At 64.9% G+C, this 26,569-nt stretch carries 22 protein-coding genes, 1 tRNA gene and 1 pseudogene; 17 read left to right on the forward strand and 7 right to left on the reverse strand.

The features are described from left to right. The first annotated feature begins 27 nt into the window (after positions 1-27). The 5 genes from rplT (at position 28) to BTE28158_RS27385 (ending at position 5,009) form a co-directional block, all read left to right on the forward strand. Positions 28-387 carry a 50S ribosomal protein L20 gene (rplT, locus tag BTE28158_RS27365; RefSeq protein ID WP_004192938.1) on the forward strand — a complete coding sequence of 120 codons (360 nt, stop codon included), beginning with the start codon at positions 28-30 and terminating at the stop codon, positions 385-387. A 149-nt stretch (positions 388-536) separates the two neighbouring features. Further along, positions 537-1,550, forward strand: coding sequence for a phenylalanine--tRNA ligase subunit alpha (gene pheS, locus BTE28158_RS27370; protein WP_170296429.1), 1,014 nt, complete (start codon positions 537-539; stop codon positions 1,548-1,550). 96 nt (positions 1,551-1,646) lie between these two features. Further along, positions 1,647-4,076 carry a phenylalanine--tRNA ligase subunit beta gene (pheT, locus tag BTE28158_RS27375; protein ID WP_151049110.1) on the forward strand — a complete coding sequence of 810 codons (2,430 nt, stop codon included), beginning with the start codon at positions 1,647-1,649 and terminating at the stop codon, positions 4,074-4,076. A 72-nt stretch (positions 4,077-4,148) separates the two neighbouring features. Continuing rightward, a complete protein-coding gene (locus tag BTE28158_RS27380) occupies positions 4,149-4,535 on the forward strand; it encodes an integration host factor subunit alpha (protein WP_006486093.1) in 387 nt (128 codons plus the stop codon). A gap of 60 nt (positions 4,536-4,595) precedes the next feature. Beyond that, the gene (locus tag BTE28158_RS27385; RefSeq protein ID WP_151049108.1) at positions 4,596-5,009 is read left to right on the forward strand and encodes a MerR family transcriptional regulator; all 414 of its coding nucleotides are present in this window, start codon (positions 4,596-4,598) and stop codon (positions 5,007-5,009) included. Positions 5,010-5,087: 78 nt separating this feature from the next. On the opposite strand, the gene BTE28158_RS27390 is transcribed toward BTE28158_RS27385, so the two are convergent. Both BTE28158_RS27390 and BTE28158_RS27395 read right to left on the reverse strand, forming a co-directional pair. Beyond that, positions 5,088-7,298 (reverse strand): hypothetical protein, encoded by a 2,211-nt coding sequence (locus tag BTE28158_RS27390; RefSeq protein WP_151049106.1) that lies wholly within the window; start codon positions 7,296-7,298, stop codon positions 5,088-5,090. 359 nt (positions 7,299-7,657) lie between these two features. Continuing rightward, entirely contained in the window at positions 7,658-8,470 is an 813-nt protein-coding gene (locus BTE28158_RS27395; RefSeq protein WP_239007418.1) for a tyrosine-protein phosphatase, read from the reverse strand. Positions 8,471-8,870: 400 nt separating this feature from the next. On the opposite strand from BTE28158_RS27395, the gene BTE28158_RS27400 reads away from it, so the two are divergent. The 3 genes from BTE28158_RS27400 (at position 8,871) to bamC (ending at position 11,182) form a co-directional block, all read left to right on the forward strand. After that, positions 8,871-9,584, forward strand: a complete 714-nt coding sequence (locus tag BTE28158_RS27400) for a class I SAM-dependent methyltransferase (protein WP_151049104.1) — start codon at positions 8,871-8,873, stop codon at positions 9,582-9,584. A gap of 171 nt (positions 9,585-9,755) precedes the next feature. After that, a tRNA-Pro gene (locus tag BTE28158_RS27405) sits at positions 9,756-9,832 on the forward strand. A 141-nt stretch (positions 9,833-9,973) separates the two neighbouring features. Further along, entirely contained in the window at positions 9,974-11,182 is a 1,209-nt protein-coding gene (bamC, locus tag BTE28158_RS27410) for an NlpB/DapX family lipoprotein (protein ID WP_151049102.1), read from the forward strand. Positions 11,183-11,899: 717 nt separating this feature from the next. Here bamC and BTE28158_RS27415 read toward each other — a convergent pair. The 3 genes from BTE28158_RS27415 to BTE28158_RS27425 form a co-directional block, all read right to left on the reverse strand. Beyond that, complete coding sequence (locus BTE28158_RS27415; RefSeq protein ID WP_059608571.1) at positions 11,900-12,157, reverse strand: hypothetical protein; 258 nt, start codon at positions 12,155-12,157, stop codon at positions 11,900-11,902. A 136-nt stretch (positions 12,158-12,293) separates the two neighbouring features. Further along, a complete protein-coding gene (locus tag BTE28158_RS27420) occupies positions 12,294-12,572 on the reverse strand; it encodes a hypothetical protein (protein WP_059608570.1) in 279 nt (92 codons plus the stop codon). Between the two features lie 215 nt (positions 12,573-12,787). Continuing rightward, positions 12,788-13,504, reverse strand: coding sequence for a YdcF family protein (locus BTE28158_RS27425; protein ID WP_151049100.1), 717 nt, complete (start codon positions 13,502-13,504; stop codon positions 12,788-12,790). Between the two features lie 157 nt (positions 13,505-13,661). On the opposite strand from BTE28158_RS27425, the gene BTE28158_RS27430 reads away from it, so the two are divergent. Next, positions 13,662-13,979 carry a hypothetical protein gene (locus BTE28158_RS27430; protein WP_059510817.1) on the forward strand — a complete coding sequence of 106 codons (318 nt, stop codon included), beginning with the start codon at positions 13,662-13,664 and terminating at the stop codon, positions 13,977-13,979. Between the two features lie 180 nt (positions 13,980-14,159). Here the strand turns inward: BTE28158_RS27430 and BTE28158_RS32625 are convergent, their stop codons facing one another. Continuing rightward, positions 14,160-14,411, reverse strand: a complete 252-nt coding sequence (locus BTE28158_RS32625) for a hypothetical protein (protein ID WP_151049098.1) — start codon at positions 14,409-14,411, stop codon at positions 14,160-14,162. A 198-nt stretch (positions 14,412-14,609) separates the two neighbouring features. Beyond that, positions 14,610-15,005, reverse strand: a pseudogene (locus BTE28158_RS27435) (transposase); the annotation flags it as partial. 430 nt (positions 15,006-15,435) lie between these two features. Between BTE28158_RS27435 and BTE28158_RS27440 the strand changes: the two are divergent. The 8 genes from BTE28158_RS27440 to rbfA all read left to right on the forward strand — a co-directional run bounded on the left by BTE28158_RS27440 (position 15,436) and on the right by rbfA (position 26,556). Continuing rightward, complete coding sequence (locus BTE28158_RS27440) at positions 15,436-16,338, forward strand: LysR family transcriptional regulator (RefSeq protein ID WP_151049096.1); 903 nt, start codon at positions 15,436-15,438, stop codon at positions 16,336-16,338. Between the two features lie 64 nt (positions 16,339-16,402). Beyond that, positions 16,403-17,605 (forward strand): pyridoxal phosphate-dependent aminotransferase, encoded by a 1,203-nt coding sequence (locus BTE28158_RS27445; protein WP_151049094.1) that lies wholly within the window; start codon positions 16,403-16,405, stop codon positions 17,603-17,605. A gap of 260 nt (positions 17,606-17,865) precedes the next feature. After that, positions 17,866-18,888 (forward strand): SMC-Scp complex subunit ScpB, encoded by a 1,023-nt coding sequence (scpB, locus tag BTE28158_RS27450; protein WP_151049092.1) that lies wholly within the window; start codon positions 17,866-17,868, stop codon positions 18,886-18,888. A gap of 60 nt (positions 18,889-18,948) precedes the next feature. Further along, positions 18,949-20,679 (forward strand): 23S rRNA pseudouridine(2605) synthase RluB, encoded by a 1,731-nt coding sequence (gene rluB, locus BTE28158_RS27455; RefSeq protein ID WP_174920189.1) that lies wholly within the window; start codon positions 18,949-18,951, stop codon positions 20,677-20,679. A gap of 419 nt (positions 20,680-21,098) precedes the next feature. Then, entirely contained in the window at positions 21,099-21,557 is a 459-nt protein-coding gene (gene rimP, locus BTE28158_RS27460) for a ribosome maturation factor RimP (RefSeq protein WP_014897219.1), read from the forward strand. Then, positions 21,557-23,032 (forward strand): transcription termination factor NusA, encoded by a 1,476-nt coding sequence (gene nusA / locus BTE28158_RS27465; protein ID WP_124625665.1) that lies wholly within the window; start codon positions 21,557-21,559, stop codon positions 23,030-23,032. Before rimP ends, nusA begins: the two co-directional genes overlap by 1 nt. Before the next feature lie 91 nt (positions 23,033-23,123). Beyond that, positions 23,124-26,045 carry a translation initiation factor IF-2 gene (gene infB, locus BTE28158_RS27470; RefSeq protein ID WP_059608562.1) on the forward strand — a complete coding sequence of 974 codons (2,922 nt, stop codon included), beginning with the start codon at positions 23,124-23,126 and terminating at the stop codon, positions 26,043-26,045. 190 nt (positions 26,046-26,235) lie between these two features. Further along, a complete protein-coding gene (rbfA, locus tag BTE28158_RS27475) occupies positions 26,236-26,556 on the forward strand; it encodes a 30S ribosome-binding factor RbfA (protein ID WP_409360411.1) in 321 nt (106 codons plus the stop codon). Positions 26,557-26,569: the final 13 nt, after the last annotated feature.

Raw genomic sequence — 26,569 nt, forward strand, 5'->3', positions numbered from 1 at the left:
CTCAACTGATACTCCAAGGAGAGAAACATGCCTCGAGTCAAACGTGGGGTAACCGCACGGGCCCGCCACAAGAAGATCATCAACCTGGCCAAGGGTTATCGCGGCCGTCGCAATAACGTCTACCGCATCGCCAAGCAGGCGGTGATGCGCGCTGGTCAGTACGCGTACCGCGATCGCCGCAACAAGAAGCGTGTGTTCCGCGCACTGTGGATCACGCGTATCAACGCGGCAGTTCGCCAGCACGACATGACCTACAGCGTGTTCATCAACGGCCTGAAGAAGGCGTCGATCGAACTCGACCGTAAGGTCCTGGCCGACATGGCGGTGTTCGACAAGGCTGCTTTTGCTGCGATCGTCAAGCAGGTGAAAGCCGCCGTTGCAGCCTAATTGCGAAATTAGCACTGCGTGGTTAGTTGCAGCGATGTTCCGGTAGTCTCGGCCGCTGCAGCGAAAACGGGGCTCTTCCGAGCCCCTTTTTTGTTTGGATGGGCGATTTCGCTCGCCAAGACCGAATGACGTTGGAAATGATGGGATCTATGGATCTGGACCAGATTGTCGCCGACGCGCAGCAGTCCTTCGAACAGGCTGCCGACATCACCACGCTCGAAAACGAGAAAGCACGATTTCTCGGCAAGTCGGGTGCGCTGACCGAGTTGCTCAAGGGCCTCGGCAAGCTCGATCCCGAATCACGCAAGACCGAAGGCGCACGCATCAACGTCGCGAAGCAGCAGGTGGAAGCCGCGCTGACCGCACGTCGTCAGGCGCTCGCCGAGGCGCTGCTGAACCAGCGCCTCGCCGCCGAGGCGATCGACGTCACGCTGCCGGGCCGCGGCGCCGGTGCAGGCAGTCTGCACCCCGTGATGCGCACGTGGGAGCGCGTCGAACAGATTTTCCGCTCGATCGGCTTCGACGTGGCCGACGGTCCCGAAATCGAGACCGACTGGTACAACTTCACGTCGTTGAACAGCCCGGAGAACCATCCGGCGCGTTCGATGCAGGACACCTTCTACGTCGAAGGCAAGGATGCCGACGGCCGCCAGCTGCTGCTGCGCACGCACACGAGCCCGATGCAGGTGCGTTACGCGCGCATGAACCGCCCGCCGATCAAGGTGATCGCACCGGGCCGCACGTATCGCGTCGACAGCGATGCGACCCACTCGCCTATGTTCAATCAGGTCGAGGGGCTGTGGATCGACGAAAACATCAGCTTCGCCGACCTCAAGGGCGTCTATACCGACTTCCTGAAGAAATTCTTCGAGCGCGACGACATCCTCGTGCGCTTCCGTCCGTCGTATTTCCCGTTCACGGAACCGTCGGCCGAGATCGACATGATGTTCGAGCACGGCAAGAACGCCGGCAAATGGCTCGAGATCTCGGGCTCGGGGCAGGTGCATCCGACCGTGATCCGCAACATGGGCCTCGATCCCGAGCGCTACATCGGCTTTGCGTTCGGCAGCGGCCTCGAGCGCCTGACGATGCTGCGCTACGGCGTGCAGGATCTCCGGCTGTTCTTCGAGAACGACCTGCGTTTCCTGCGCCAGTTCGCATAACGCACGCGCCGCGCCGACATGTGCCCGCGCGTGCCCCGCCGGACGTTTCCGACGGGGGCCGGGCGCCGATCTAACCTGTTTCGAACGTAGACATCCATGCAATTCCCTGAATCCTGGTTGAGAACCTTTGTCGACCCGCAGCTGACGACCGACGAACTGTCGCACGCGCTGACGATGGCGGGGCTCGAAGTCGAATCGCTGAGCAAGGCTGCGCCGCCGACGTCGAAGATCGTCGTCGGCCGCGTGCTCGAAGTCGTCAAGCATCCGGATGCGGACAAGCTCAATGTCTGCCAGGTCGACGCCGGCACCGGCGCGACGCTGAATATCGTGTGCGGCGCACCGAACGTGGCGCCCGGCATCAAGGTGCCGGTCGCGCTGGTCGGCGCGGAACTGCCGCCGGCGGAAGAGGGCGGCAAGCCGTTCGCGATCAAGCTGTCGAAGCTGCGCGGCGTGGAGAGCCAGGGGATGCTGTGCTCGGCGCGTGAGCTGAAGTTGTCCGAGGACCACAGCGGCCTGCTGATCCTGCCGGAAGACACGCCGGTCGGTCAGGACATCCGCGACACGCTCAATCTCGACGACACGATCTTCGAAATCAAGCTGACGCCGAACAAGGCCGACTGCCTGTCGGTGTTCGGCATCGCGCGCGAGACGGCCGCGATCACCGGCGCGCCGCTGACGCCGGTCGACATCCGTCCGGTGCGCGTCGAGCTCGATGAGACGCTGCCCGTGCGCATCACCGCCCCCGATCTGTGCGGCCGTTTCTCGGGTCGCGTGATCCGCGGCGTGAACGCGCATGCGAAGACGCCGCAATGGATGATCGAGCGCCTCGAGCGTTCGGGCCAGCGCAGCGTGTCGGCGCTTGTCGACATCTCGAACTATGTGATGTTCGAGCTCGGCCGTCCGTCGCACGTGTTCGACCTGGACAAGATCCACGGCGGCATCGAGGTTCGCTGGGGCAAGCGCGGCGAGTCGCTGAAGCTGCTGAACGGCAACACGGTCGAACTCGACGAAACGGTCGGTGTGATTGCGGACGACCGTCAGGTCGAAAGCCTCGCGGGCATCATGGGCGGCGACAGCACGGCCGTCACGCTCGACACGACCAACATCTACCTGGAGGCCGCGTTCTGGTGGCCGGACAGCATCCGTGGCCGCGCGCGCAAGTACAACTTCTCGACCGATGCGGCCCATCGCTTCGAGCGCGGCGTCGACTACGCGACGACCGTCGAGCACGTCGAGCGCATCACGCAGCTGATTCTCGAGATCTGCGGCGGCAAGGCCGGCCCGGTCGACGACCAGGCAGTGAACCTGCCGCAGCGCGCGCCGGTGAAGATGCGTGTGTCGCGCGCGAACCGCATCATCGGCGTGAAGATCGACGCCGACGAGATCGCGAACATCTTCACGCGCCTGCGCCTGCCGTTCGAGCGTGACGACGACGCATTCCTGGTCACGCCGCCGTCGCACCGCTTCGACATCGAGATCGAGGAAGACCTGATCGAGGAAGTGGCGCGCATCTACGGCTTCGAGAAGATCCCGGCCCGTCCGCCGGTCGCGACGAGCGAGATGCGCGCGACCAACGAGACGCGACGTTCGATCCACGATATCCGTCACGCGCTCGCGGCGCGCGACTATGCCGAAACGGTCAACTTCAGCTTCGTCGATGCGGAGTGGGAGCACGACTTCGCCGGCAACGACACCCCGATCCGCCTGCTGAATCCGATCGCGAGCCAGCTGTCGGTGATGCGTACGACGCTGTTCGGCAGCCTGATCTCGGTGCTGCGCCACAACCTGAACCGTCGCGCGGATCGCGTTCGCGTGTTCGAGACGGGCCGCGTGTTTCTCGCCGATCCGTCGGTGAAGGCCGGCGAACTGACCGTCGAAGGCTACTCGCAGCCGAAGCGTGTCGGCGCGCTCGCGTACGGTCCGGCGGTCGACGAACAGTGGGGTGTCGCGACCCGCGCAGTCGATTTCTTCGACGTGAAGGGCGATCTCGAGGCGCTGCTCGCGCCGGCCACCGCGCGCTTCGTGAAGGCCGAGCATCCGGCCCTCCATCCGGGCCGCAGCGCGCGCATCGAGGTCGATGGCCGCGCGGTCGGCTGGATCGGCGAGCTCCATCCGCGCCTGATGCAGAAGTACGAGCTGTCGCACGCGCCGGTGATGTTCGAAATCGACGCGGATGCGCTGATCGCACGTGCGCTGCCGGCACCGACCGACGTGTCGAAATTCCCGCCGGTGCGGCGCGATATCGCGGTCGTGGTCGATCAGGCGGTCGAGGTTCAGGCGCTTTTCGACGAAATGAAGAAGGCGTTGGCCGAAGACGCCTGCCGATTCGTTCAGAAGGTTGTACTCTTCGACGAATTTCGTGCAAAATCAAATACTTCCGGTGGTCTCGCCGCGCACGAGAAGAGCCTTGCCTTCCGCGTGACGCTGCAGGACGCGGCTGGCACGCTACAGGACGAGGTCGTCGATCAGGCGATCCAGACGCTGGTCGAGCGGATGGCTCGTGCTGGTGCCCGCCTGCGCGGCTAGGGAGACGGGCCGCCCCCTCGCGGGCGGCTCTTCCCCATCGTAAGTTTTGGTTTAACGCGCTGTATGGCAGATATGAACGACATGACCTCGAGTGAATTCGAAGCCCTCCTGACGGCGCAACGCAGTGCCATGAACCGCGACGCTTCGGCGCCGGCGTCCACCGAGACGCCGACGCTGACGAAAGCGGAACTGGCAGAGCTGCTGTTCGACAGCGTCGGGCTGAACAAGCGTGAAGCGAAGGACATGGTCGAGGCGTTTTTCGAAGTGATCCGCGACGCGCTCGAAAACGGCGAAAGCGTCAAGCTGTCGGGGTTCGGCAACTTCCAGCTGCGCGACAAGCCGCAGCGTCCGGGCCGCAATCCGAAGACGGGCGAGGCGATTCCGATCGCGGCCCGCCGGGTGGTAACCTTCCACGCGAGCCAGAAGCTGAAGGCGCTGGTCGAAAACGGCGCGGAGTAACGCCCGCGCGCTGACGTCTCCGCGCGGCCGCCGCGCATCCTTAACGACGGTTAACCGACGATGACCACTACGGTTGAGAAAGTCGTCTTGCCTCCGATTCCCGCGAAGCGCTACTTCACGATCGGTGAAGTCAGCGAATTGTGCGGGGTCAAGCCGCATGTGCTGCGTTACTGGGAACAGGAATTCACTCAGCTTAGGCCGGTGAAGCGGCGCGGCAATCGTCGGTATTACCAGCATCATGAAGTGCTGCTGATCCGGCGGATTCGCGAGTTGCTGTACGAACAGGGGTTCACGATCAACGGGGCACGCAACCGGCTCGATTCACCGAGCGGCGAGCGCGCTGCCGGCGCACCGGTCGAGCCTGACGTGCTGGCCGCCGATGCGCGTGCATCGGGCAAGCCGGGGGCAACGGTCGACGTGATCGCGCTGAGGCAGGCGCTCCTCGACGTGATCGACGGACTGAAGCACCACTGAGCACAACGCTCGGATCAAAATGAAGCCCGGTGTGCGAAGCGCCACCGGGCTTTTTTCATGCACGCGGGCCCGCCCGGATCAGCGCGACGCGAGCGGATTTGGCTTGCCCATGTCGACGACCAGCGTGCCGTCCGGCAGCATCCGCACCGAGCCTTGCGCGACCTGGCTGCGGTAGCCGTACAGGTCGAAGCGCATCGGGCCTGCCTCGGCCGAGTTCCGGATCAGCGCGCGCACGTTCAGTTCCAGCACGTTGAACATCTTCATGTCTCCGCCTTCCATCCACATGTAGCTCGGTGCGTCGATCTGCGGCCGCTTCGGCGCGGGTGCGTCGGCAACCCGCCGGAACGTCAGGCGCAATCCGTCGCGTTCGACGGTGGCCTGGCCGAGCTTGCCGTTCAGCACGGGCGGCGGAAAGACGGTGTACTGGTCGAGCACGAGCGTGTCGCCGCGCAGTTCCGCGCCGCGGCGCTGCAGCGGCGTCAGGGACGCGAGCTCGATGCCGAGCGAGCGCAGCAGCTTCGCCTGCGGGATGCCGAGCACCGACACCTGCGACGGCCGGAACGCGAGGTGCCGGTCGTCGAGCACCGAAAGCGAGCCCTTCATGTCGGTCGGAAGCCACACGCCGGGCACGTGATTCCAGAGCTTGATGCCGCCCTGGACGCGCAGGTCCTGGCCATCCGCGCTCAACTGCAGGTCGTTCAGCGAGCGCGGCGAGTAGTCGAGCAGGTAGTTGTTGAAGAGCGCCGACATCGCCTTCCACGATTCGACGACCGTCCCGCCGAGAATGCGGATGTCGTACTGGTTCGGATCGTCGAGGTCGACCGGTTCGCCTGGCCGTTTCGCGATGAGCTGGACGTCGAGATCCTCGACGTGGAAGCCGATGTCGCCGGACAGGTTGAAGTCGACATTGTGCAGATGGATCGTCGGATTGCGGTTCGACACGTGCCGTTCGTTGAACGGAATGGCCGACGAGCGCCGCATCGCAACTTTCTGCATGCCGGGCTGCGTCGTGCCGGCCGCGAGTGCAAACGCTTCCCAGTGCTGGCGCGAGTCGTGTAGCGTAGTCTGCTGCGCGGCGAGGAAGCTGTCGTTCAGGCGGGCGGCCGTGCTGCCGAGCGCAGCGCCGCTCGCGGGGCCCGCGTACGACGGCATCCGGATCGCCATCGCGCCGCTTTCGTCGAAATTGAAATAGCCGGCCGATACCTGATCGCGATAGTGATACAGGTCGAACACGAAATTCTGGTCACGCTTCGTCGGATCGACAGGGCTGATCAGGATATCCGCGTTCATCGGCATCGAGCGCATGAACTTCACGTCGCCGCCGCGGATGTACATCGCCTGTTGCGGCGCGTTCGCGGGCAGCGCGAAGCCGGCGTGCGAGCCGTCGTCGAGCTTCAGGTCGAGGCCGGCCGGCGTCACGCGCAGCGCGGTGATCCTGATCTTCAGCCGCGGCGGCGGCATCAACTTGTCGACCGACATCACGAGGTCGTCGCCGGCGAGCCGTGCGATCGGGGTCTCGATCTTCAACAGATCGGCCATCTTCACGTTGGCCGCACGCATCACCGGCTGCGCGTTGATGCCCGACACGCGCACGCCGGTCGGGTGGAATACGAGCTGGCTGCCGTCGCGAATCGTGAGCGTGCCGGTCAGCGAGAACGGCACCCAGCCATCGCGCTGCATCTCGCCCTGCAGATGGATCACGCCATCGCCTGCCGATACGGCGAGGTTGCGCAGCGGCGCGTTGCGGTAACCGAAGATGTACGTGTTGAAGAGGGCGGTTAGCTTCGCGTTGTCGAGCGTGACCGTGCCTTCATGCACGTCGATCTCGAAACTCGTCGGATCGTCGAACACGATCGGTGCGCCGGCCTGCGTCGGCACGAGTGTCGCGGACAGTTGATGGATGAAGAAGCCAAGGTTGTTGACGATACGGAAATCGACATCGCGCAGGAATGTCATCGCACCGCTCTGGCCCGAGTCGCGCAGCGTGAACGGGCGCGGCTGCGTGAGGCTGAGCGACGCGAGCGACGGCACCGTGCGGGCGATCTGCTGTTCGCGGGCGAGGCGTTCGGCCTTGGTGCGCTCGATCTTCGTCGACGAGACCGACGCGGTCCCGTCGCGCTGTGCGCCGGGTTCCGCGCAGCCGGCGCAGAACAGCGCGAGCGCAAGCGCGCCGCAGCCGAGCGCACGAGAGGTGCCAAGTGAAACCGACGCGGCCGCGCGTCGCGGGCCGCTCATCCAGTCGAAAAATGCCAAAGGCGTGCGATGGCCGCGCCGGACCGCATTCCGCATCGTCTGTCTCCATGTCTTGTTGTGCTCGGCGAGGGCGTGCGGCGGATGCGCGGCGCGGACGTCGATGCCGTGCAGTGTGGCATAGCGTGCTAGAGCGGCGTAACCAAACAGCGGGCGTCCGGGCAGGACCGGCCGGCGCGCGACGGGACAATGGATTCGCGGCGGCGGGGCGGAAAAATCAAACGGTTGTTTGGTTTTGCGGTCGAAGCGGGCGGCGCGCGTTGCGCCGGATCGGCAAACCCGGCGTCGGCGTTGGCTGACGCGGGGTTACATGCCGGATGAAGGCGGTGTCCGATCCGGGGCGCAGACGGCGGGCGGGGGCGACGGACGCACCTGCGCTATCGCCGCCTGCGGACCGATCAGACCAGCATGCTCTGCCGGATTGCATTCTGCGTCGTCTGGTCCAGTTGCAGACCGTTATCGATGTACGACGCCATCGAGCCGTATGACGCGACGACCTGATCGAATGCCGCCTGCATATAGGCGGCTTGCGCGCCCTGCAGCGCGGCCATCATGTCGGCCGCATCCTGCCCGCCGCTCTTGCGCGCCTGTGCGACATAGGCGGCGATTTCCGACGCGCTGTAGATGTTGGTCAGCAGATAGTCGGCGAGGATCGTCTGCCGTGGGACACCGAGAATCGTGTGCAGAATGGCCGTCGCCCAGCCGGTGCGATCCTTGCCGGCCGTGCAGTGGAAGACCAGGTTGCCGCCGGACGCGGCAAAGCCGGCGAATAGCGTGTGGAAACTCGTCCGCGCCGTTTCCGACGTCACGAACGCCCGATACATGCTTTGCATGAAGGCCGTGGCAGTCGCGCCATCGGTCGGAAGCGGACCAATACTGGCGGCGCCGAGCACGTTGAGGTTCTGCCAGGTGGCGCCGGCCAATGGCACATCCGGCTGCGCGTGAATCTCCGCGGTCGTGCGCAGGTCGTACACGTGCGTGATGCCGAGCGTATCGACCGTTGCGAGGTCGGCCGCGGACAGCGCGAGCGCGGACGACCGGTAGATCACGCCTTTCTTCATCGCTGAACCACTCGCGGAGGCATAGCCCGTTCCGTCCGGTCCCCCGGTGTCGCGAAAGTTCGCTGCCGAAGTGAGCCTGGGCGTCGTGACGGGGGCTACCGCGATCGAGTCGCCGCCGCACGCGGACAGAAGATACGCGTCTCCCAGCATGATGCCGATCGTGCCGGCACCCAGCCGGAGAAAGTGTCGACGGGAAATGTCGTTTTTCTGAGTCATTCACTGGCCTTTGTCTGAGACGGTGACGGGACGTCGCGACCGCCGTTGCGATCGAAACCGCCGCCGGCGTGCCGCGCAGCGCGGCAAAGCGGAGATGTGCCATATCGATCGGCATGCAGTCGGACGATGTGCCGTGCGCATTGATCTCGCGCCGGGCAAGCGCACGGTAGCGATCCGCGACGAATCGGCCATCGTCCTTTTCGATTAAGGCGCGACACAGGTTGCCCCTGCGAATCGCGCAACTTGCCGCACGTGCGACGGCGGCGGCGCGGTAAGATCGGCATCAGTGGCTGGATGGATCACAAAGCATGGTGGCCGACACGGGGGAGGCGTCATGGATCTGAAGGAGCTCGACGTACTGGGAGCGGATGTAGGCGATCACTGGTACTACGCGTCGAAGGCGAGCGCGATCCGTCGGTTTCTGGGCACGTCGGACACGAACCGCATACTCGACGTCGGTGCCGGCTCGGGCTTCTTTTCGAAGCATTTGCTCGAGCGCACGCAGGCGACGGAAGCATGGTGTGTCGATACGAGCTATGCCGACGATACCGACGGGGAGGCGGCCGGCAAGCCCGTCCATTTTCGCCGTGCCGTCGATCGATTCGATGCCGATCTCGTGCTGCTGATGGATGTCCTTGAGCACGTCGACGACGATGTCGGGTTGCTTGCCCGCTACGTGGCGGGCGCGCCGAAGGGCAGCCGGTTCCTGATCACGGTTCCCGCGTTTCAGTTCCTGTGGAGCGCGCATGACGATTTTCTCGAGCACAAGCGCAGGTATACGCTCGCCGGTCTCGAAGACGTCGCGCGTCGTGCGGGGCTGGAGGTCGAGCGCGGCGCGTATTATTTCGGCCTCACGTTCCCGCTCGCGGCGGCATTGCGACTGAGCGAGCGGGCGCGTCGACAACCGCGCGAACCGGCGTCGCAGTTGCGCCGGCACCATCCGGTCGTCAACGGTTTGCTCAAGCTGATCTGCCGAGCCGAGCTACCGATGTTCCGGTTCAACCGGGTGGCGGGCCTCACGGTCATCTGTGTCGCGCGTCGACGGTAAGCATGCGGCGGATCGCATGGCCGGAGCGTGACGAGCGGGATGCACGTTGCCGCCCGTATCGAAGCCGTCTTGTCCCGTTTGATCATGTCGCAAAAAATTTCACGGGAACATGCACAAAATGCATGCGACCCGTTCTAAACCGGCCAACTGTCTGTTATAATTTTTTTCTTTCGGGGCGTAGCGCAGCCTGGTAGCGTACCTGCATGGGGTGCAGGTGGTCGGAGGTTCAAATCCTCTCGCCCCGACCAGACAAAGAACCCGCGTCAGTTCAGGCTGACGCGGGTTTTTTCTTGCCGGTCGCTTTTTTGCACATCCCGGCGCGGCCCCGGTAAAATGCAAGGTTGATCCACGGAAAGCGCCGTGATTTAGCGGAAGAGGATTCCCCGAACATGACTGATCTTCGTCTTACCATGCGGTTTGCTGCAGTGCTCGCCACCGGCGCGCTCGTTGCCGGTTGCGGTACGTCGTCGCCCACGAAAGTGGACTACAAGAGCGATTCGAAATCGAAGGAAGCGTCGCTCGCAGTGCCGCCCAACATGCTCGACGAGACGGCCGATCAGCGTTCGCTGCCGCCACAGGGCGGCGCGACTTCCCTGTCCGCGCTTCAGCGGGTGCAGCACGCGGCGCCCGCGACGGACACCGTCGCGCCCGCCGTGACCGGCATGCATATTCAGCGCGATGGCACCGAGAGCTGGCTCGTGATCGACAGCAAGAAGCCCGCCGACATCTGGCCGCAAGTTCGCCGTTTCTGGCAGGAGCAGGGCTTCCTGCTCGTCGTCGACCAGCGCGACAAGGGCGTGATGGAAACCGACTGGAACGAAACCCATCCGCAGATCAACGACGGCCTGATCCGCAGCGTGATCTCCAAGGCGATGGGCAATTCGTACGTGACCGCCGAGCGCAACAAGTACCGCACGCGCCTCGATTCGGCGCCGAACGGCGGCACCTACGTGTTCATCAGCCAGAAGGGCATGCGTGAGGCGATCACCGGCGCGAACAACGATTCGAGCAAGTGGGAAGCGAAACCGAACGATCCGGCGCTCGAGACCGAATACCTGAAGCGGTTGATGGCGGTGCTCGCACAGAACGATCAGCGCGCGAAGAATGGCGAGCCGCCGATCGCGAACATCAACGACAACACGGTGCAGAAGGACAAGAAGGCGGATACCGACGCATCGAAGGCCGCCGCCGCTGCGATCGCTGCGCAGAACGTCGCGCGTACGTCGTCGCAAGCGAACGACGTCGATTCGGCCGCGGTGCCGTCCGAAGTTACGCTCGGCGAGCCGTACGACCGGTCGTGGCTGCATGTCGGCCTCGCACTCGATCGCGCGAACTTCACGGTTGACGATCGCGATCGCACGAAGGGTCTGTTTTTCGTGCGTTATGTCGATCCGAAGGATCTCAGCTCGGCCGAGCAGGGCTTCTGGAGCCAGCTGTTCCACGGCAAGAAGGAAAAGCAGGCGAAGCAGTATCGCGTCAACGTGAAGGCGCTGACACCCGACCAGACGCGTGTGGCAGTCGTCGATGACTCGGGCGCGATCGATACGTCGGGTCCGGCCCGGCAGATCATGGGGCTGCTCGTGAATCAGCTGCGCTGATCGCGGTACGCTCCCGCTCTTCGAAAAAGCCCGCCTTCCGGCGGGCTTTTTTTATGGTCGCGCGCACCTGCCGATTCTGGCGTGTGCGGGACGTTCGTGTCCCTCTATCGTGACGTTACGTAACATTCGCGCGTTACGGCGGCGGAACGGGTGTTACATCGTCGTGACCGAGAAAAATATCCTTATGGATCAATGGCATGCTTTCGAAAGTGCACCTGGCACGCAAACTGCTTTATAAGTGGGAATCGTTAGAACAGGGAGGATGGCGTCAGAGACCGGGCGGGTGTCGCGAGCGCCCGGACAACGGTTTCGACGTCTTCAGATGCCAGCGCTGCGAGCGCTGGCGTAACCGATGACGACCCGCGCCGCGCGCGGGTCTCGATGGCCCCGTCGCCTATCCTCGTAGGGCGACGGTTTCGCCCGCGCTTCTTCTGAAGCGCGGGCAATTTTTTTGGTGCGGCCGAAATGCGAGGCATGGCGATCCGGCGGGTACTGGATTCGCTGATTCGCAATCTTTTCTGAATTGGGGGCGTTGGCGCGTGTTCGTCGAGTGCCGCGACGGCCAGGTCGCTTTGGCCGTGCATGCGCGTTCCGCGCACAGTCCGGCTTGTCGCGACGCGGCCTTGGACTGGATTGACCGGCCCGGGATCCGTGTGCTGTCGAAGCTCGCGTGAGCAGGGTGGTGCGGCCGGACACGTTGCCGGCCGCCGCGACGCGTCAGTGCGACGTGTCGGGTACGTCGAGAATCAGGATGATCGTCCAGTCGGCGTCGCCGTCGTGGTGATACTGGCGTTCGGCGACGATGAACGGTTGCTGCTTGCCTTGCGGGCCGAGGAACAGCACGTCGCCCTCCATCGGCAGGCACTCGATCGGCGGCAGCGCGAGGAAGGCGTCTTCCGAGCCGCGCGGCATCAGTTGCTTGATCTTGCGAGTGGCTGCTTCTGTCCACTCGATGTCGAGTTGAATGTTGCTCATGCTGTCCTCCGCACCGGGGTGCGCACGGGTGGAAAATTTCGGTGCGCGACTTTAGCACAGCGCGCAGGCGCCGCAACCAAAAAAGCCGAACCCGGTTGCCCGGATTCGGCCTTTCGCTTGTGCGGTGCCGCCGAACTTACTGGCTGGCAGCGTCTGCCGGAGCGGCCTTGGCGGCCTTCTTGCCAGCCTTCTTCGCTGCCTTGTGGTGAGCAGCCTTCTTGCCGTGGTGCTCTTCCTGAGCCGCCGGCTGTGCAGCCTCGGCTGCTTGCTGCTGTTGCAGTGCCTGTGCGCGCTGCTCGATCTCGGCGATCTTGGCCGGGTCGGTGATGGTCTGGATTTGCGTGCTCTCTTGCGCATACGCTGCGCCAGTCAGCGCCGACATCGCGACCAGAATAGCCAGGGACGTCTTCTTCATTGCTTTACCTCCGCTAAGTGGTGATGAACCCGAATGTTGCCGTTTTGTCTGGCGACTGCAATCGAGTGCGTGTCGAGTGTAACAAAAGTGACGGATCAATGTGCACCGGATCGCCGTGCAGCGCAAGGCCCCGTTGAAGTCGCGCAACACTTCGTGCATTCCGTCATGCGCATGCCATCCAGGGGGAGGCGCCGTCGTTTTTGCACGCGTCGCCATCAAAACCAGCCGAGCCACCGGTAGACGTGGAACTGCGCGATGCCGATCAACTCGTGCAATGCCTGATTCGCGTCTTCCAGGTTGTGCCAGCGGGGCAGCCAGCCCGTTTGCGCGCGCCGGCGGTTGGAATAAACGGGCTGCGGATCGATGCCGAAGCGGCGGAAATCGAGCAATGCGCGGCGCATCTGGTAGGACGACGCGACGAGAATGCGCGAGTCGTCATGTTGTGAGCGTAGTATAGAAGCGGTGAATTTCGCATTTTCATAGGTGGTGCGGCTGTTCGGCTCGAGAACGAGGTCGTCTGGAGCGACGCCTTCCGCGATCAGCCGGCGTCCGTAGACGGCCGCCTCGGTTTCGCCGTGATGTTGCGGGTCGCCGCCCGACATCACCACGGTGCAACGGGTGGCCTGCTCGCGGCACGTGCGGTAGAGCGCCGCGGTCGTGCGGATGCGTGCTTCCCCGTCGGGCGGCGGCCGCAAGCCGGTGTCACTGCGCCGTGTGCCGATGCCGATGATGATCAGTGTGGTGCGGCCGTGCATGTCGGGGTGCTCGACCGGCGTCACGCCCGCCTCGGTCCATGCGATGAGCGGCGCGGTGAGCCAGCCTGTCGCAAGCAGCCAGAGCAGCGCGACGCTCGCGATCGCGATGAGTCTTAGCCGCTTGCGGAAGAGCATGAAACCGATGAAGAGAAGTACAAATGAATCGAACAGAATCAATTTGATTGGGGTATGGTGTCTTTTTATGGACGGCTGACGATCCGGCCCTGACGCGATGCCGAACGTCGGCCCCCAGAATCGGTGGCGGTATCGGCGGGTGGAGCTCCCGCCCGGCGCGCCGCTTCGCATTGTCGCTGCACTTTAAGAAAGAATCGAGATGGCCACGTATTCCAACGAAGCGGTGCTCGACGCATTGAGACGAGTGCAGTACCGCCAGGTACCGTGGGCGCGCCGCCCGGGCGTGTTCGAGTATCTCCGGTCACTGGGGCTGATGGACACGGTCAGGCAGAAGACGGTTGCCCCCGCGCCGGGTTTCCATGCACCGGTCGACATCGCGGTGCTGACCGATAGTGGTCGGGCCGAATGCGCGCGACTCGAGCGCGACGAAAAATTACTTTCCTGGACCGATCGCCGTATGGACGACTACGCGTTAAGCGAAGCGAGCGCCGTGGCGATTCTCGAAAGCCGCCTGTAGCGGCGCACTCCTGACCTCGCGCCGTCGCCGGCGACACTCAAAAAAAAGCCCGTATCGCGAGGATACGGGCGTACCGGATACTTTTGCTGTTGCCACGCTGTGCTCATGGCAACGGATGTGACTTGTCGTATGTCGAGCAGTTCCCGAATTCGGGAATTTTCTTTGACGAAATCCTGTGGACTACGGATGACGCGGCGTGTCCGTCGGTTGCGAGCCGATGCGCGCACGTGCGTTGCTGGCGATGTCGCCGCGCAAATCGCCGCGCGGCACGGTCGGTCGATTGAGCGGCGTGGCGGGCGGTTGCTGGCGAAGGGTGTTTCGGTGATCCTGCTGGCGGTGAGGTGGCTTCGCGCGATCGTCGGCGTGAGCGGGGGCGGTCGACGCCAACGAAATGACAATGCCGCATGCGACGAGCAGTGACATTGGTTTCATGGCGGGGCTCCCTTCAAGCCATCGGCGCGGCTTGTTGATATGTCGCTAAGGTAAGCGAGGGAGTGCAGGCTAGCTGTAAATAATAGTAAATAGATGTATCGCGGCACGACAGCGGTAATCGACGACGCGGGCGCCGCGAAAAGCGCGTGGCGCCGAAAGAAGCCGGGCGGCCGAAGCCGCCCGATCGAGCATGCGTTACGCCATCTTCACGGGGGCGCGCCAGGATTCCGGATTGGTCCAGAAGGCGCCGCGCAATCGGTCGCGGCTCGGCGGTGCAGGCGGCTTCGCCGCGCTTGCCCCGATGCGCCCGCGCAGCGAGATCTGACGGCCGCTCGTGCCGAGGCGCTTGACGATTTCGGCGAGCGTACCGTCTGCCTGCCATTCGTCGAAGCGACGGCGGCAGGTCGGCGGCGACGGATAGCGACCCGGCAGCTTCGACCAGCCTTCACCCGTCGACAGTACCCACAGCACGGCGTTTACCACCGAGCGGGCCTCCACGCGGGGGCGGCCGCGCCGTTCACTGCGTGCGGGTTCCGAGCAAAACAGACCTTCGACCAGCGCCCACTCGTTATCTCTCAAATCGTCGAACAGCATCATGTCCTCACCTCAGCGAAGCTAACTCCGGTGCGCTGCCCTGCGCCGCGCACTCTTCAAGCACTCGAGCGTCGAGTGCCGGGTGGGGGCGTCCGGTTGACCGGCAGCGGCGTTTCTGCCTTCCGTCCGACTAAACCTGCGCCCTGTGCGTCAGGTAAAGCACGATGTGTGCCATGTCGGAGGCGATTCCCTCGAGAGCCGCTTGGCAGCGGGCTAACGGCTAAGTCAGCTAGGGGCGTATAAGACGCCAAAATAACCCGCCAGCAAATCAGGACAATCACCAATCTTGTGCAACTCGCCCGTGCCACGTGCGTTTCCGTGGATATTGCACCGCAGCGAAACATGTGTGGCCGGTGCCGGATTCGCACATCGGAGCCGATTTCGCGCATTAAAATCGTGCATCGGTATCGACGATTGATGAGGTGAGGAGATGAACGTTACGCTGCGCCAGCTTCGCGTATTCATCGAGGTTGCGCGGCTGCGGAGCTTCAGTCGCGCGGGTGACGAGATCGGACTCACGCAGTCTGCGGTCAGTCGTTGCGTGCGCGAACTCGAGGCCGAGCTCGGGCTGAAGCTGATCGACCGGACGACCCGCGACGTGCAGTTGACCGACGTCGGGGTGAACCTGATCGCGAGCGTGTCCCGCCTGATCGACGATCTGGACGACACGCTGCGCGAGATTCGCGAGATCGGCGAGCAGCGGCGGGGGCGCGTGATCGTCGCCGCGAGTCCGACGATTGCGTGCCGGCTGATGCCGCGCGTCGTCGCGGCCTGCGAGCGCCAGTTTCCGTTCGTCACGCTCGGCCTGCGCGACGACGTGCAGAGCGACGTGCTGCGAAAGGTGAAGTCGAGCGAGGTCGATTTCGGCGTCGTCATCGGGCCGCTCGCCGTCGCGGACCTCGTCTGCGAACCGCTGATGACCGACTCGTTCTGCCTGGTCGCGCGCGCCAATCATCCGCTCGCGGCGCGGGCCGAGGTGCCCTGGACGGCGCTCGACGGCGAGCGCCTCGTCCTGCTTGATCATGCGTCCGGAAGCCGGCCGTTGATCGACGCCGCGCTGGCTGCCCATCGGGTGAACGCGACGGTCATGCAGGAACTCGGGCATTCGGCGACGGTATTCGCGCTCGTCGAGGCTGGTGTCGGCGTGAGCGTGCAGCCGTGGCTGTCGCTGCCGCTGCCGGCGGGATCGTCGCTGGTTGCGCGGCCGCTGACGCCGCGTACCGAGCGCACCGTCGAGCTGGTGCGCCGCCGCGACCGGTCGCTGTCGCCGGCCGCGCAGGCGATCTGGGAACTCGCGCGCCAGATGCCGGCGCGGGCGGAAGACCTCGACTGAGGGTGCTGATCCGGCGCGCACACCGGTACACTGCGTGGATCGTGTTCCTCGGTGGCGGTTCTCGATGACGCATTCCGCAGATGTCGGCCCGGCGACGGGTGAGCCGACGGCTCGCAGCGCGGTCCAGGCGCTGCGTCCGTCGCTGATCAGGGAAGTCGCGAACGCCGGCTTCGGCGTGCCCGACGTGCTGCCGTTCTGGTTCGGCGAATCCGATCGCGTGACGCCGGCATTCATTCGCGACGCGGCTGCCGCGGCACTGCGCGACGGCGCAACCTTCTACACGCACAATCTCGGCACGGTACCGTTGCGCAACGCGATTGCGGCCTATGTGAGCGCGCGTCACGGCGCGACCGAGGCCGATGCGATCGCCGTGACGAGTTCGGGCGTGAGCGCGCTGATGCTGGTCGCGCAGCTGCTGGTCGGCCCGGGCGATCGCGTGGTCGCGGTCACGCCGCTCTGGCCGAACCTCGTTGAAATCCCGAAGATACTCGGTGCACAAGTCGAGTGCATACCGCTCCTCCATGGTGATGCGGGCTGGGGGCTCGACATCGACCGGCTGCTCGCGGCGCTGACGCCCGGCACACGAATGCTGTTCGTGAACTCGCCGAACAATCCGACCGGCTGGGCGATGTCCCGCGACGACCAGCAGGCCGTGCTTGCGCATTGCCGGCGTCACGGCATCTGGGTCGTCTCCGACGAAGTGTACGAACGGCTCGCGTTCGGCGCAGACGGCGCGCCGTCGTTTCTCGACATCGCGTCGCGCGACGAGCGGGTCATCGTCGTGAATTCGTTCTCCAAGGCCGGGGCGATGACGGGCTGGCGGCTCGGATGGCTGGTCGCGCCGGCGTCGATCATGGGCGATCTGTCGAAGCTGGTCGAATACAACACGTCGTGCGCGCCGGGTTTCATCCAGGCCGCGGGGGAAGTCGCGCTGCGCGACGGCGAGCCGTTCGTGCAGTCGTTCGTTGCGGCGCTGCGTGGCGCACGTGACCACCTGGTTGCCGCGCTGCGCGCGTTGCCGGGCGTCGATGTGCCGCCTCCGCCGGGCGCGATGTACCTGTTCCTGCGTTTGCCGGGCGCGGACGACAGTCTCGCGTTTTGCAAGTCGCTGGTGCGCGAGGTCGGGCTTGGGCTCGCGCCGGGGCGCGCGTTCGGCCCGGAGGGGGAAGGGTTCGTGCGTTGGTGCTACGCGTGCGATCCGGTGCGGCTCGACGCGGGCGTCGAGCGCCTGCGGGCGTTCGTCGCGCGCGGCGCGGGCCTGCGTTGAGGCGGGACCGAGCTGCGGCGGCGGGCCGTTCGGCTCATCTTTACGCACCGGGCAATTTTGCGTAAGATGGCGCTCAGTCACGCGGTTCCGTCGTTGAGCCGTGCTGTTCCGTCCGGTTTGGGCCTGGCTTGAAGTTGGTTCGCCGCCCCCGGTTCGTGCTCCCATCAATATGACCGATCAGAATCGGGCGAGCGCGTCTTCCGTTCCTTTCGTCTGTTTGTTGATCCGGTTCGTTTGACCACAGGGTCTGGCCTAGCTGCATGAATACCCAAGAGGCGAAGATCGTCCTCGAGACTGCCTTGATCTGCGCGCAAGAACCGCTGAAACTCGGCGATTTGCGCAAGCTCTTTGCCGACGTCGTGTCGGCTGACACGGTCCGCACGTTGCTCGAAGATCTGAAACAGGATTGGTCCGGCCGCGGTGTCGAATTGGTGGCGCTGGCAACCGGATGGCGCTTTCAGAGTAAGCCGGTGATGCGCCAGTATCTGGACCGGCTGCATCCCGAGAAGCCGCCGAAATATTCGCGCGCGGTGCTCGAAACGCTCGCGATCATCGCGTATCGGCAACCCGTCACGCGCGGCGACATCGAAGAGATTCGCGGCGTCACGGTCAATACGCAGGTGGTCAAGCAGCTCGAGGATCGCGGCTGGATCGAGGTGATCGGGCATCGCGACGTGCCGGGACGTCCGGCGCTATACGCGACGACCAAGCAGTTCCTCGACGATCTCGGACTGAAGGCGCTCGACGACCTGCCGGCGCTCGAGGAGCCGGCCGCGAACATCGAGGCCGCGTTGCTCGCGCAGCAGGCGATGGACTTCGACGGCGATGCGCCGGTAGCGGACGGGGTGCCGGAAGCCGGCGAAGCGGCGGCCGACGTGTCGCACATGCGGCCGGATGAATTGCCGGACGACGCCGCGGCGGAAGGTACATCGACGCAGGAAATGCCGAACCGCGATACGCTGGGAACTGATCGCGTTCAGATGGAACAGGGCGGCGCCGACGCAGCGCCGGCCGGCGGGCAGCCCGAGCCGCTGCGCGCGGAAGGGAACGAGGAAGATCGCAAGGCGACCGCCGACGCGGTTGCCGGAGACGGAGCGGAAGCGGCCGGCGACATGCCGGGCGAGGCTGGCCAGGCCGATGCCTCACGCGCCCGTCCCGCTGACGGCGAGCTGCTGGACGATACGTCCGACAGCCTCGCCGACGCCGTACGCAGTGCGAGCGCGCCCATCGGCGCCGACGCACTGCCGGACGACGAAGCAGAACCCGAACAGCGCCGCGCCTGATTGCGGCCGACTTCTTGCCGCGCCCGAGCCGGGCGCGAGACCTGACATTTTGAGGTTGTTTTGACTGATATCCACGATATTGAATCGTCCGCGCCTGCCGTGCAGGCCGCGCGTGCCGACGATGCGCCGGAGCAGGATGCTCCGGCTACGGGTGGTGACGAGCGTCCCCGCCGCGGGCTGCGGCGCGGCCCGCGCAGCCTGATCGCGCGCCGCCGCGCGGCGGCCAAGTCGAAGGGCGATGGCGAGTCGCAGGGCGGCGAGGGCGCGGACGCGCAACCGGCCGCGGCCGCGGAAGCTCAGCCCGCACGCGCGCCGCGCAAGGAAGGCGCGGCCAAGGGCGGCCGCAAGCCGGCCGGTAAGCGTGAAGGTGCGGCCAAGGGTGCCCAGGGCGGGCAAGGCGGCCAGGGGCGGCGCGGCAGTTCGGCGAAGGCCGAGGGTGGCGCAGCGAAGGCCGAGGGCGGCGCAGCGAAGGCCGACGGCGACGCAGCGTCGCAGGACGACCTGTTCGCCTATGTGACGTCGCCGGCGTTCGATGCCGACAATTCGGCGGGCGGCAGCGGCGTACGTGCGCCGATGCTGCGTCGCGGCCGCAACCAGCCGACGAACAAGCGCGTGCTGTCGCCGGACGACGACGCGCCGAAGCTCCACAAGGTGCTCGCAGAAGCCGGCATGGGCTCGCGCCGCGAAATGGAAGAGCTGATCGTCGCCGGCCGCGTGTCGGTGAACGGTGAGCCCGCGCACATCGGCCAGCGCATCATGCCGACCGACCAGGTCCGTATCAACGGCAAGCCGGTCAAGCGCAAGCTGCCGAACAAGCCGCCGCGCGTGCTGCTGTACCACAAGCCGACGGGCGAGATCGTCAGCCACGCGGACCCGGAAGGTCGTCCGTCGGTGTTCGATCGCCTGCCCCCGATGAAGACGGCGAAATGGCTCGCGGTGGGTCGTCTCGACTTCAACACCGAAGGTCTGCTGATGCTGACGACGTCGGGCGATCTCGCAAACCGTTTCATGCATCCGCGCTACAGCGTCGAGCGCGAGTATGCGGTGCGCGTCGTCGGCGAACTGTCCGAAGGGATGCGGCAGAAGCTGCTGCACGGCGTCGAACTCGATGACGGCCCGGCGAACTTCCTGCGCATCCGCGACGGCGGCGGCGAAGGCACGAACCATTGGTATCACGTCGCGCTGGCAGAAGGCCGCAACCGCGAAGTGCGCCGGATGTTCGAGGCGGCCGGCCTGATGGTGAGTCGCCTGATCCGTACCCGTCACGGTCCGATTCCGCTTCCGCGCGGCCTGAAGCGCGGTCGTTGGGAAGAGCTCGACGAAGCGCAGGTGCGCAAGCTGATGGCGACCGTCGGCCTGAAGGCGCCGTCCGAGGAAAAGGGCAAGCGTGGTGGTGGCGGGCAGGCCGAGCGCCGCCAGCCGGATCCGATGCAGACATCGATGGGCTTCATCAGCCGCGAGCCGGTGCTGACCACGCACGGTCAGCTCGATCAGCCGCGTCGCGGTGGCGGTCGACGTGGCGCCCCGGGCTTGCCCGGCCTGAGCGGCTACGGCAGCCTGCCGGTTTCGCCGTCGGGCTATGGCAACCGCTCGGGTGGCGGTCGCGATGTCGATGGCAATCGCGCGTCGTATGGCGCCGGCCCCAAGCGTGAAGGCGCGGCCGGCAAGCGCAGCGGCGGCAAGGGCGGCAATCGCAATCCCAACGGCAATCGCGCCGAAGGCGCCGGCAACGGCGGTGGTGGCGCGCGCGGCGGCCAGCGTCCGCAGCGCAGTCGCTCGCGCAGTCGCTGAGCGTTTCCGGGCGGTCGGCGGCGTGAAGCCGCCGGTGTGCCGGCAATATCGGTGCGAGTCCGGTCGGGTCGGCACTTCGCCTTGCGTGGTTTGCTTTTGACTGTATATATATCGCGCTGCCGGATTGTGCCGCCTGGTCGGACAGTCCGGTTTCGCATTTTTGGTCGGTAAAGGCGGTCTGGACGCTGCTTTTACCGGCTGGCTTGGCGTTTGCGCCAAAAATCGCTATAATCGCGGAGTCGCTGGGCGTACGGATTCAATGTGCGGCTCAGGTGCGACCACCAGTAAGAAGATGGGCGTTCCGCCCATTTTTTTTTGCTGAAACGGTTAGGCATCTCGGGTAGCGCTTCCTGCGCCGGCTAAGGCGCGCGCCCGCGGGTGAATCGCGAGCGGCGGGCGCGAACACCTGAGAGGACACTGTGCAACTGACGGAACTGATAGAAACCACGGTCACCGGGCTCGGCTACGAGCTGGTGGATCTCGAGCGCACCGGGCGCGGCATGCTTTGCATCTATATCGATCAGCCTGCCGGCATCTCGCTCGAAGATTGCGAAAAGGTCACACGTCAGCTCCAGCACGTCTTGACGGTCGAAAACATCGATTACGAACGGCTCGAAGTCTCGTCCCCGGGGCTCGACCGCCCGTTGAAGAAGCTGGCCGACTTCGAGCGCTTCGCTGGCAGCGAAGTTTCCGTGACCTTGAAAAAGCCGCTGGACGGGCGCAAGACGTACCGGGGCATTCTGCACGCGCCGAATGGCGAAACGATCGGTTTGGAATTTGAGAGGAAGAAGGGCGAGGCAGCCATGCTGGATTTCACGCTGGCCGATATCGACAAAGCCCGCCTGATTCCGCAAGTTGACTTTAGGAGCCGCAAATAATGAGTCGCGAAGTTTTGATGCTGGTGGATGCGCTGGCGCGCGAGAAAAACGTCGACAAGGATGTGGTGCTGGGCGCCCTCGAGGCTGCGCTCGCGTCCGCGTCCAAGAAGCTGTTCGACGAAGGCGCCGAAATCCGCGTCCATATCGATCGCGAAAGCGGCGAGCACGAAACCTTCCGTCGCTGGCTCGTCGTGCCCGACGAGGCAGGCTTGCAGGAGCCGGATCGCGAGATCCTGCTGTTCGAAGCGCGTGAGCAGAAGCCCGACGTCGAAGTCGGCGAATTCATCGAGGAGCCGGTGCCGTCGATCGAGTTCGGCCGTATCGGCGCGCAGGCCGCCAAGCAGGTGATCCTGCAGAAGGTGCGCGACGCCGAGCGCGAGCAGATCCTGAACGACTACCTCGAGCGCGGCGAAAAGATCATGACGGGCACGGTGAAGCGCCTCGACAAGGGCAACTTCATCGTCGAATCGGGCCGTGTCGAAGCGCTGCTGCGCCGCGACCAGCTGATCCCGAAGGAAAACCTGCGCGTGGGTGACCGCGTGCGTGCATACATCGCGAAGGTCGACCGCACCGCGCGCGGCCCGCAGATCGAACTCTCGCGCACGGCGCCCGAGTTCCTGATGAAGCTGTTCGAGATGGAAGTGCCGGAAATCGAGCAGGGCCTGCTCGAGATCAAGGCAGCCGCTCGCGATCCGGGCGTGCGCGCGAAGATCGGCGTGATCGCCTACGACAAGCGGATCGATCCGATCGGCACCTGCGTCGGCATCCGCGGTTCGCGCGTGCAGGCCGTGCGCAACGAGCTCGGTGGCGAAAACATCGACATCGTGCTATGGTCCGAGGATCCCGCCCAGTTCGTGATCGGCGCGCTCGCGCCGGCAGCCGTCCAGTCGATCGTCGTCGATGAAGAAAAGCACTCGATGGACGTCGTCGTCGACGAGAACGAGCTGGCTGTCGCGATCGGCCGCAGCGGTCAGAACGTTCGCCTTGCCGGCGAGCTGACCGGCTGGCAGATCAATATCATGACGCCGGACGAATCCGCCCTGAAGCAGGGTGAAGAGCGCGATCGACTGCGTTCGCTGTTCATGGCGCGTCTCGACGTTGACGAAGAAGTTGCCGACATCCTGATCGACGAAGGCTTCACGAGCCTCGAAGAGATCGCTTACGTGCCGCTCAACGAAATGCTCGAAATCGAGGCGTTCGACGAGGACACCGTGCACGAGTTGCGCAACCGCGCGCGCGACGCACTGTTGACGATGGCGATCGCGAACGAAGAAAAGGTCGAAAACGCAGCGCTGGATTTGAAGGGCCTCGACGGCGTGACGCCGGAGTTGCTCGCGAAGCTGGCCGAACACGGCATGCAGACGCGGGACGATCTCGCCGAGCTGGCTGTGGATGAACTGGTCGACATGACCGGGATGGAAGAGGATGCCGCTAAGGCGTTGATCATGAAAGCACGTGAACACTGGTTCCAGTGAGAAATGACCATGGCGCACTGATTTGATGGCGGCCGTATGGCCTGACCCGATGCTAACCGCAAGGAATCGGTCCTTGCACTAAGAGGAATGAATGGCGAGTAACAACGTAGCCCAATTTGCCGCGGAACTGAAAATGCCTGCTGGTGTGCTGCTCGAACAGCTGCAGGCAGCGGGCGTCCAGAAAGCGAGTGAAGACGATGCGCTGTCCGAGGCGGACAAGGCGCGTCTGCTCGATCATTTGCGCAAGTCGCACGGCGCAACCGACGGCGACAAGCGCAAGATCACGCTGACCCGCAAGCATACGTCGGAGATCAAGCAGTCTGACGCGACGGGCAAGGCTCGCACCATTCAGGTCGAGGTCCGCAAGAAGCGTACGTTCGTCAAGCGCGACGACGTGGCCGAGGGTGCGGAGCAGGGTCAGGCGCAAGTCGCCGAAGCGGATGACGATGCGGATCTGAAGCGTCGCGAGGAAGAAGCGCGCCGCGAGGCCGAGCTGCTCGAAAAGCAGGCGCAGGAACTGCGCGAGCGCCAGGAACGCCTCGAGCGCGAGGAAGCCGAGCGCCGTGCCCGCGAGGAAGCGGCCGAAGCCGAGCGCCGCCGTGCCGAGGAAGAAGCAGCGGCGAAGCGCGCCGCGGCCGAAGCCGCAGCGGCACAGCAGGCTGCGGCCCAGCAGGCCGCTGAAGCCAAGCAGGAAGCAACCGGTGCGCAGTCCGCGCAGGACGAAGCACGCGCGGCCGCCGAACGTGCGGCCCAGCGTGAAGCGGCGAAGAAGGCCGAGGACGCTGCCCGCGAGGCGGCCGACAAGGCGCGGGCCGAGCAGGAAGAGATTCGCAAGCGTCGCGAGGCGGCCGAGGCCGAAGCGCGCGCGATCCGCGAAATGATGAACACGCCGCGCAAGGCCGTGGTCAAGGCAGTCGAGCCGCCGAAGCCGGTGGAACCGCCGAAGCCGGCCGAAGCGAAGGGCACGCTGCACAAGCCGGCCAAGCCGGCAGGCGCAGGCGCGCAGGCACGTCCGGCCGTGAAGAAGCCGGCCGGCGCAGCGCCGGCGACGACGCAGGCACCGGCAGGCGCGGGCGACCGCAACAAGAAGCCGGGCGGCGGCAAGGGCGGCTGGCAGGACGACGCGGCCAAGCGCCGCGGCATCAAGACGCGCGGCGATTCGAGCGGTGGCGTCGACCGCGGTTGGCGCGGCGGCCCGAAGGGTCGCGGCCGTCACCAGGACAGCGCATCGACGTTCCAGGCACCGACCGAGCCGATCGTGCGTGAAGTGCACGTGCCGGAAACCATCTCGGTTGCCGATCTTGCACACAAGATGTCGATCAAGGCCTCCGAAGTCATCAAGGTGATGATGAAGATGGGCCAGATGGTCACGATCAACCAGGTGCTGGACCAGGAAACGGCGATGATCGTCGTCGAGGAACTGGGTCACCGCGCGGTCGCCGCGAAGCTGGACGATCCGGAAGCACTGCTGGTCGAAGGCGAGACCGGTACCGATGCGGAGCAACTGCCGCGTCCGCCGGTCGTCACCGTGATGGGTCACGTCGACCACGGCAAGACCTCGCTGCTCGACCACATCCGCCGCGCGAAGGTTGCAGCGGGCGAAGCGGGCGGCATTACGCAGCACATCGGCGCATATCACGTCGAAACGCCGCGCGGTGTCATCACGTTCCTCGATACGCCGGGTCACGAGGCGTTCACGGCAATGCGTGCACGCGGCGCGAAGGCGACCGACATCGTCGTGCTGGTGGTGGCTGCCGACGACGGCGTGATGCCGCAGACGAAGGAAGCCATCGCTCACGCGAAGGCGGGTGGCGTGCCGATCGTCGTGGCGATCAACAAGATCGACAAGCCGGAAGCGAACCCGGACCGCGTCAAGCAGGAACTGGTCGCGGAAGGCGTCGTGCCGGAAGAATACGGTGGTGATTCGCCGTTCGTGCCGGTGTCGGCGAAGACGGGTGCCGGTATCGACGACCTGCTCGAGAACGTGCTGCTGCAGGCCGAAGTGCTGGAACTGAAGGCACCGATCGAGGCGCCGGCCAAGGGCATCGTGATCGAAGCGAAGCTGGACAAGGGCAAGGGCCCGGTCGCGACGATCCTGGTGCAGTCCGGTACGCTGAACCGTGGCGACATCGTGCTGGCAGGCACGGCTTATGGCCGCGTGCGTGCGATGCTCGACGAGAACGGCAAGCCGACGAAGGAAGCCGGCCCGTCGATCCCGGTCGAAATCCAGGGTCTGTCGGAAGTGCCGGGTGCGGGCGAGGAAGTGATCGTGCTGCCGGACGAGCGCAAGGCGCGCGAAATCGCGCTGTTCCGCCAGGGCAAGTTCCGCGACGTCAAGCTGGCGAAGCAGCAGGCCGCGAAGCTGGAAAGCATGCTCGAGCAGATGGGCGAAGGCGAAGTGCAGAACCTGCCGCTCATCATCAAGGCGGACGTGCAGGGCTCGCAGGAAGCACTCGTGCAGTCGCTGCTCAAGCTGTCGACCGACGAAGTGCGCGTGCAGATCGTGCACAGCGCGGTGGGCGGCATCAGCGAAAACGACGTCAACCTCGCGACGGCATCGAAGGCGGTCATCATCGGCTTCAACACGCGTGCGGATGCACAGGCGCGCAAGCTGGCCGAAGCGAACGGTATCGACATTCGCTACTACAACATCATCTACGACGCAGTGGATGAGGTGAAGGCCGCGATGTCGGGCATGCTGGCGCCGGAGAAGCGCGAAGTCGTGACGGGCATGGTCGAGGTGCGCCAGGTGTTCAAGGTGCCGAAGGTCGGTACGGTTGCCGGCTGTATGGTCACCGACGGTATCGTCAAGCGTTCGTCGTCGGTTCGCGTGCTGCGCAACAACGTCGTGATCTTCACGGGCGAACTCGAATCGCTGAAGCGCTTCAAGGACGACGTGAAGGAAGTCAAGCAAGGCTTCGAGTGCGGTATGTCGGTGAAGAACTTCAACGACGTCATCGAAGGCGACCAGTTCGAAGTCTTCGAAGTAACTGAAGTCGCACGTACGCTGTAATCATCGCGTATCGGCTCTTGGGCGGGGCAGGCTTGAGCCTGTCCCGCCCATTTTCATGGTGGCGTGCCAACAGCGCGCCGCTTTATCCTGATAAACGGATCACGGATCGATCATGTCCAGGAAACGTACTTCCCCCAATCGCAACGTTCAGATTGCAGACCAGATTCAACGCGATCTGTCCGAACTCATCATGCGCGAGGTCAAGGACCCGCGCATCGGCATCGTGACCATCCAGAGTGTGGAGCTCACGCCGGACTACGCGCACGCGAAGGTCTATTTCACGGCGCTCACCGGCGATCCGGAGAAGACGCAGGAAGCGCTGAACCACGCATCGGGTCACCTGCACAACCTGCTGTTCAAGCGCCTGCACATCCATACGGTGCCGACGCTGCATTTCCATTACGACCAGACGATCGAAAAGGCGGTGGAAATGTCGCGCCTGATCAAGGAAGCCAACTCGACGCGCGCGAAGGACGACGACGAAGCCGACGCGCCTGCGAAGGGCGAGTGAGCGCGCGTGCCCC

This window comes from Burkholderia diffusa (assembly GCF_902499115.1).
In the GTDB taxonomy this organism is placed as follows: Bacteria; Pseudomonadota; Gammaproteobacteria; order Burkholderiales; family Burkholderiaceae; genus Burkholderia; species Burkholderia diffusa.

Coding starts and splice junctions, on each gene's coding strand:
- BTE28158_RS27395 (WP_239007418.1), bottom strand. CDS start 8,470: ATGCTGGGAGACGCGTATCTTCTGTCCGCGTGCGGCGGCGACTCGATC.
- BTE28158_RS27390 (WP_151049106.1), bottom strand. CDS start 7,298: ATGCGGAATGCGGTCCGGCGCGGCCATCGCACGCCTTTGGCATTTTTC.
- BTE28158_RS27445 (WP_151049094.1), top strand. CDS start 16,403: ATGACGCATTCCGCAGATGTCGGCCCGGCGACGGGTGAGCCGACGGCT.
- rplT (WP_004192938.1), top strand. CDS start 28: ATGCCTCGAGTCAAACGTGGGGTAACCGCACGGGCCCGCCACAAGAAG.
- nusA (WP_124625665.1), top strand. CDS start 21,557: ATGAGTCGCGAAGTTTTGATGCTGGTGGATGCGCTGGCGCGCGAGAAA.
- pheS (WP_170296429.1), top strand. CDS start 537: ATGGATCTGGACCAGATTGTCGCCGACGCGCAGCAGTCCTTCGAACAG.
- pheT (WP_151049110.1), top strand. CDS start 1,647: ATGCAATTCCCTGAATCCTGGTTGAGAACCTTTGTCGACCCGCAGCTG.
- BTE28158_RS27380 (WP_006486093.1), top strand. CDS start 4,149: ATGAACGACATGACCTCGAGTGAATTCGAAGCCCTCCTGACGGCGCAA.
- BTE28158_RS32625 (WP_151049098.1), bottom strand. CDS start 14,411: ATGAAACCAATGTCACTGCTCGTCGCATGCGGCATTGTCATTTCGTTG.
- BTE28158_RS27440 (WP_151049096.1), top strand. CDS start 15,436: ATGAACGTTACGCTGCGCCAGCTTCGCGTATTCATCGAGGTTGCGCGG.
- bamC (WP_151049102.1), top strand. CDS start 9,974: ATGACTGATCTTCGTCTTACCATGCGGTTTGCTGCAGTGCTCGCCACC.
- BTE28158_RS27385 (WP_151049108.1), top strand. CDS start 4,596: ATGACCACTACGGTTGAGAAAGTCGTCTTGCCTCCGATTCCCGCGAAG.
- BTE28158_RS27420 (WP_059608570.1), bottom strand. CDS start 12,572: ATGAAGAAGACGTCCCTGGCTATTCTGGTCGCGATGTCGGCGCTGACT.
- BTE28158_RS27430 (WP_059510817.1), top strand. CDS start 13,662: ATGGCCACGTATTCCAACGAAGCGGTGCTCGACGCATTGAGACGAGTG.
- BTE28158_RS27415 (WP_059608571.1), bottom strand. CDS start 12,157: ATGAGCAACATTCAACTCGACATCGAGTGGACAGAAGCAGCCACTCGC.
- scpB (WP_151049092.1), top strand. CDS start 17,866: ATGAATACCCAAGAGGCGAAGATCGTCCTCGAGACTGCCTTGATCTGC.
- infB (WP_059608562.1), top strand. CDS start 23,124: ATGGCGAGTAACAACGTAGCCCAATTTGCCGCGGAACTGAAAATGCCT.
- rbfA (WP_409360411.1), top strand. CDS start 26,236: ATGCGCGAGGTCAAGGACCCGCGCATCGGCATCGTGACCATCCAGAGT.
- BTE28158_RS27400 (WP_151049104.1), top strand. CDS start 8,871: ATGGATCTGAAGGAGCTCGACGTACTGGGAGCGGATGTAGGCGATCAC.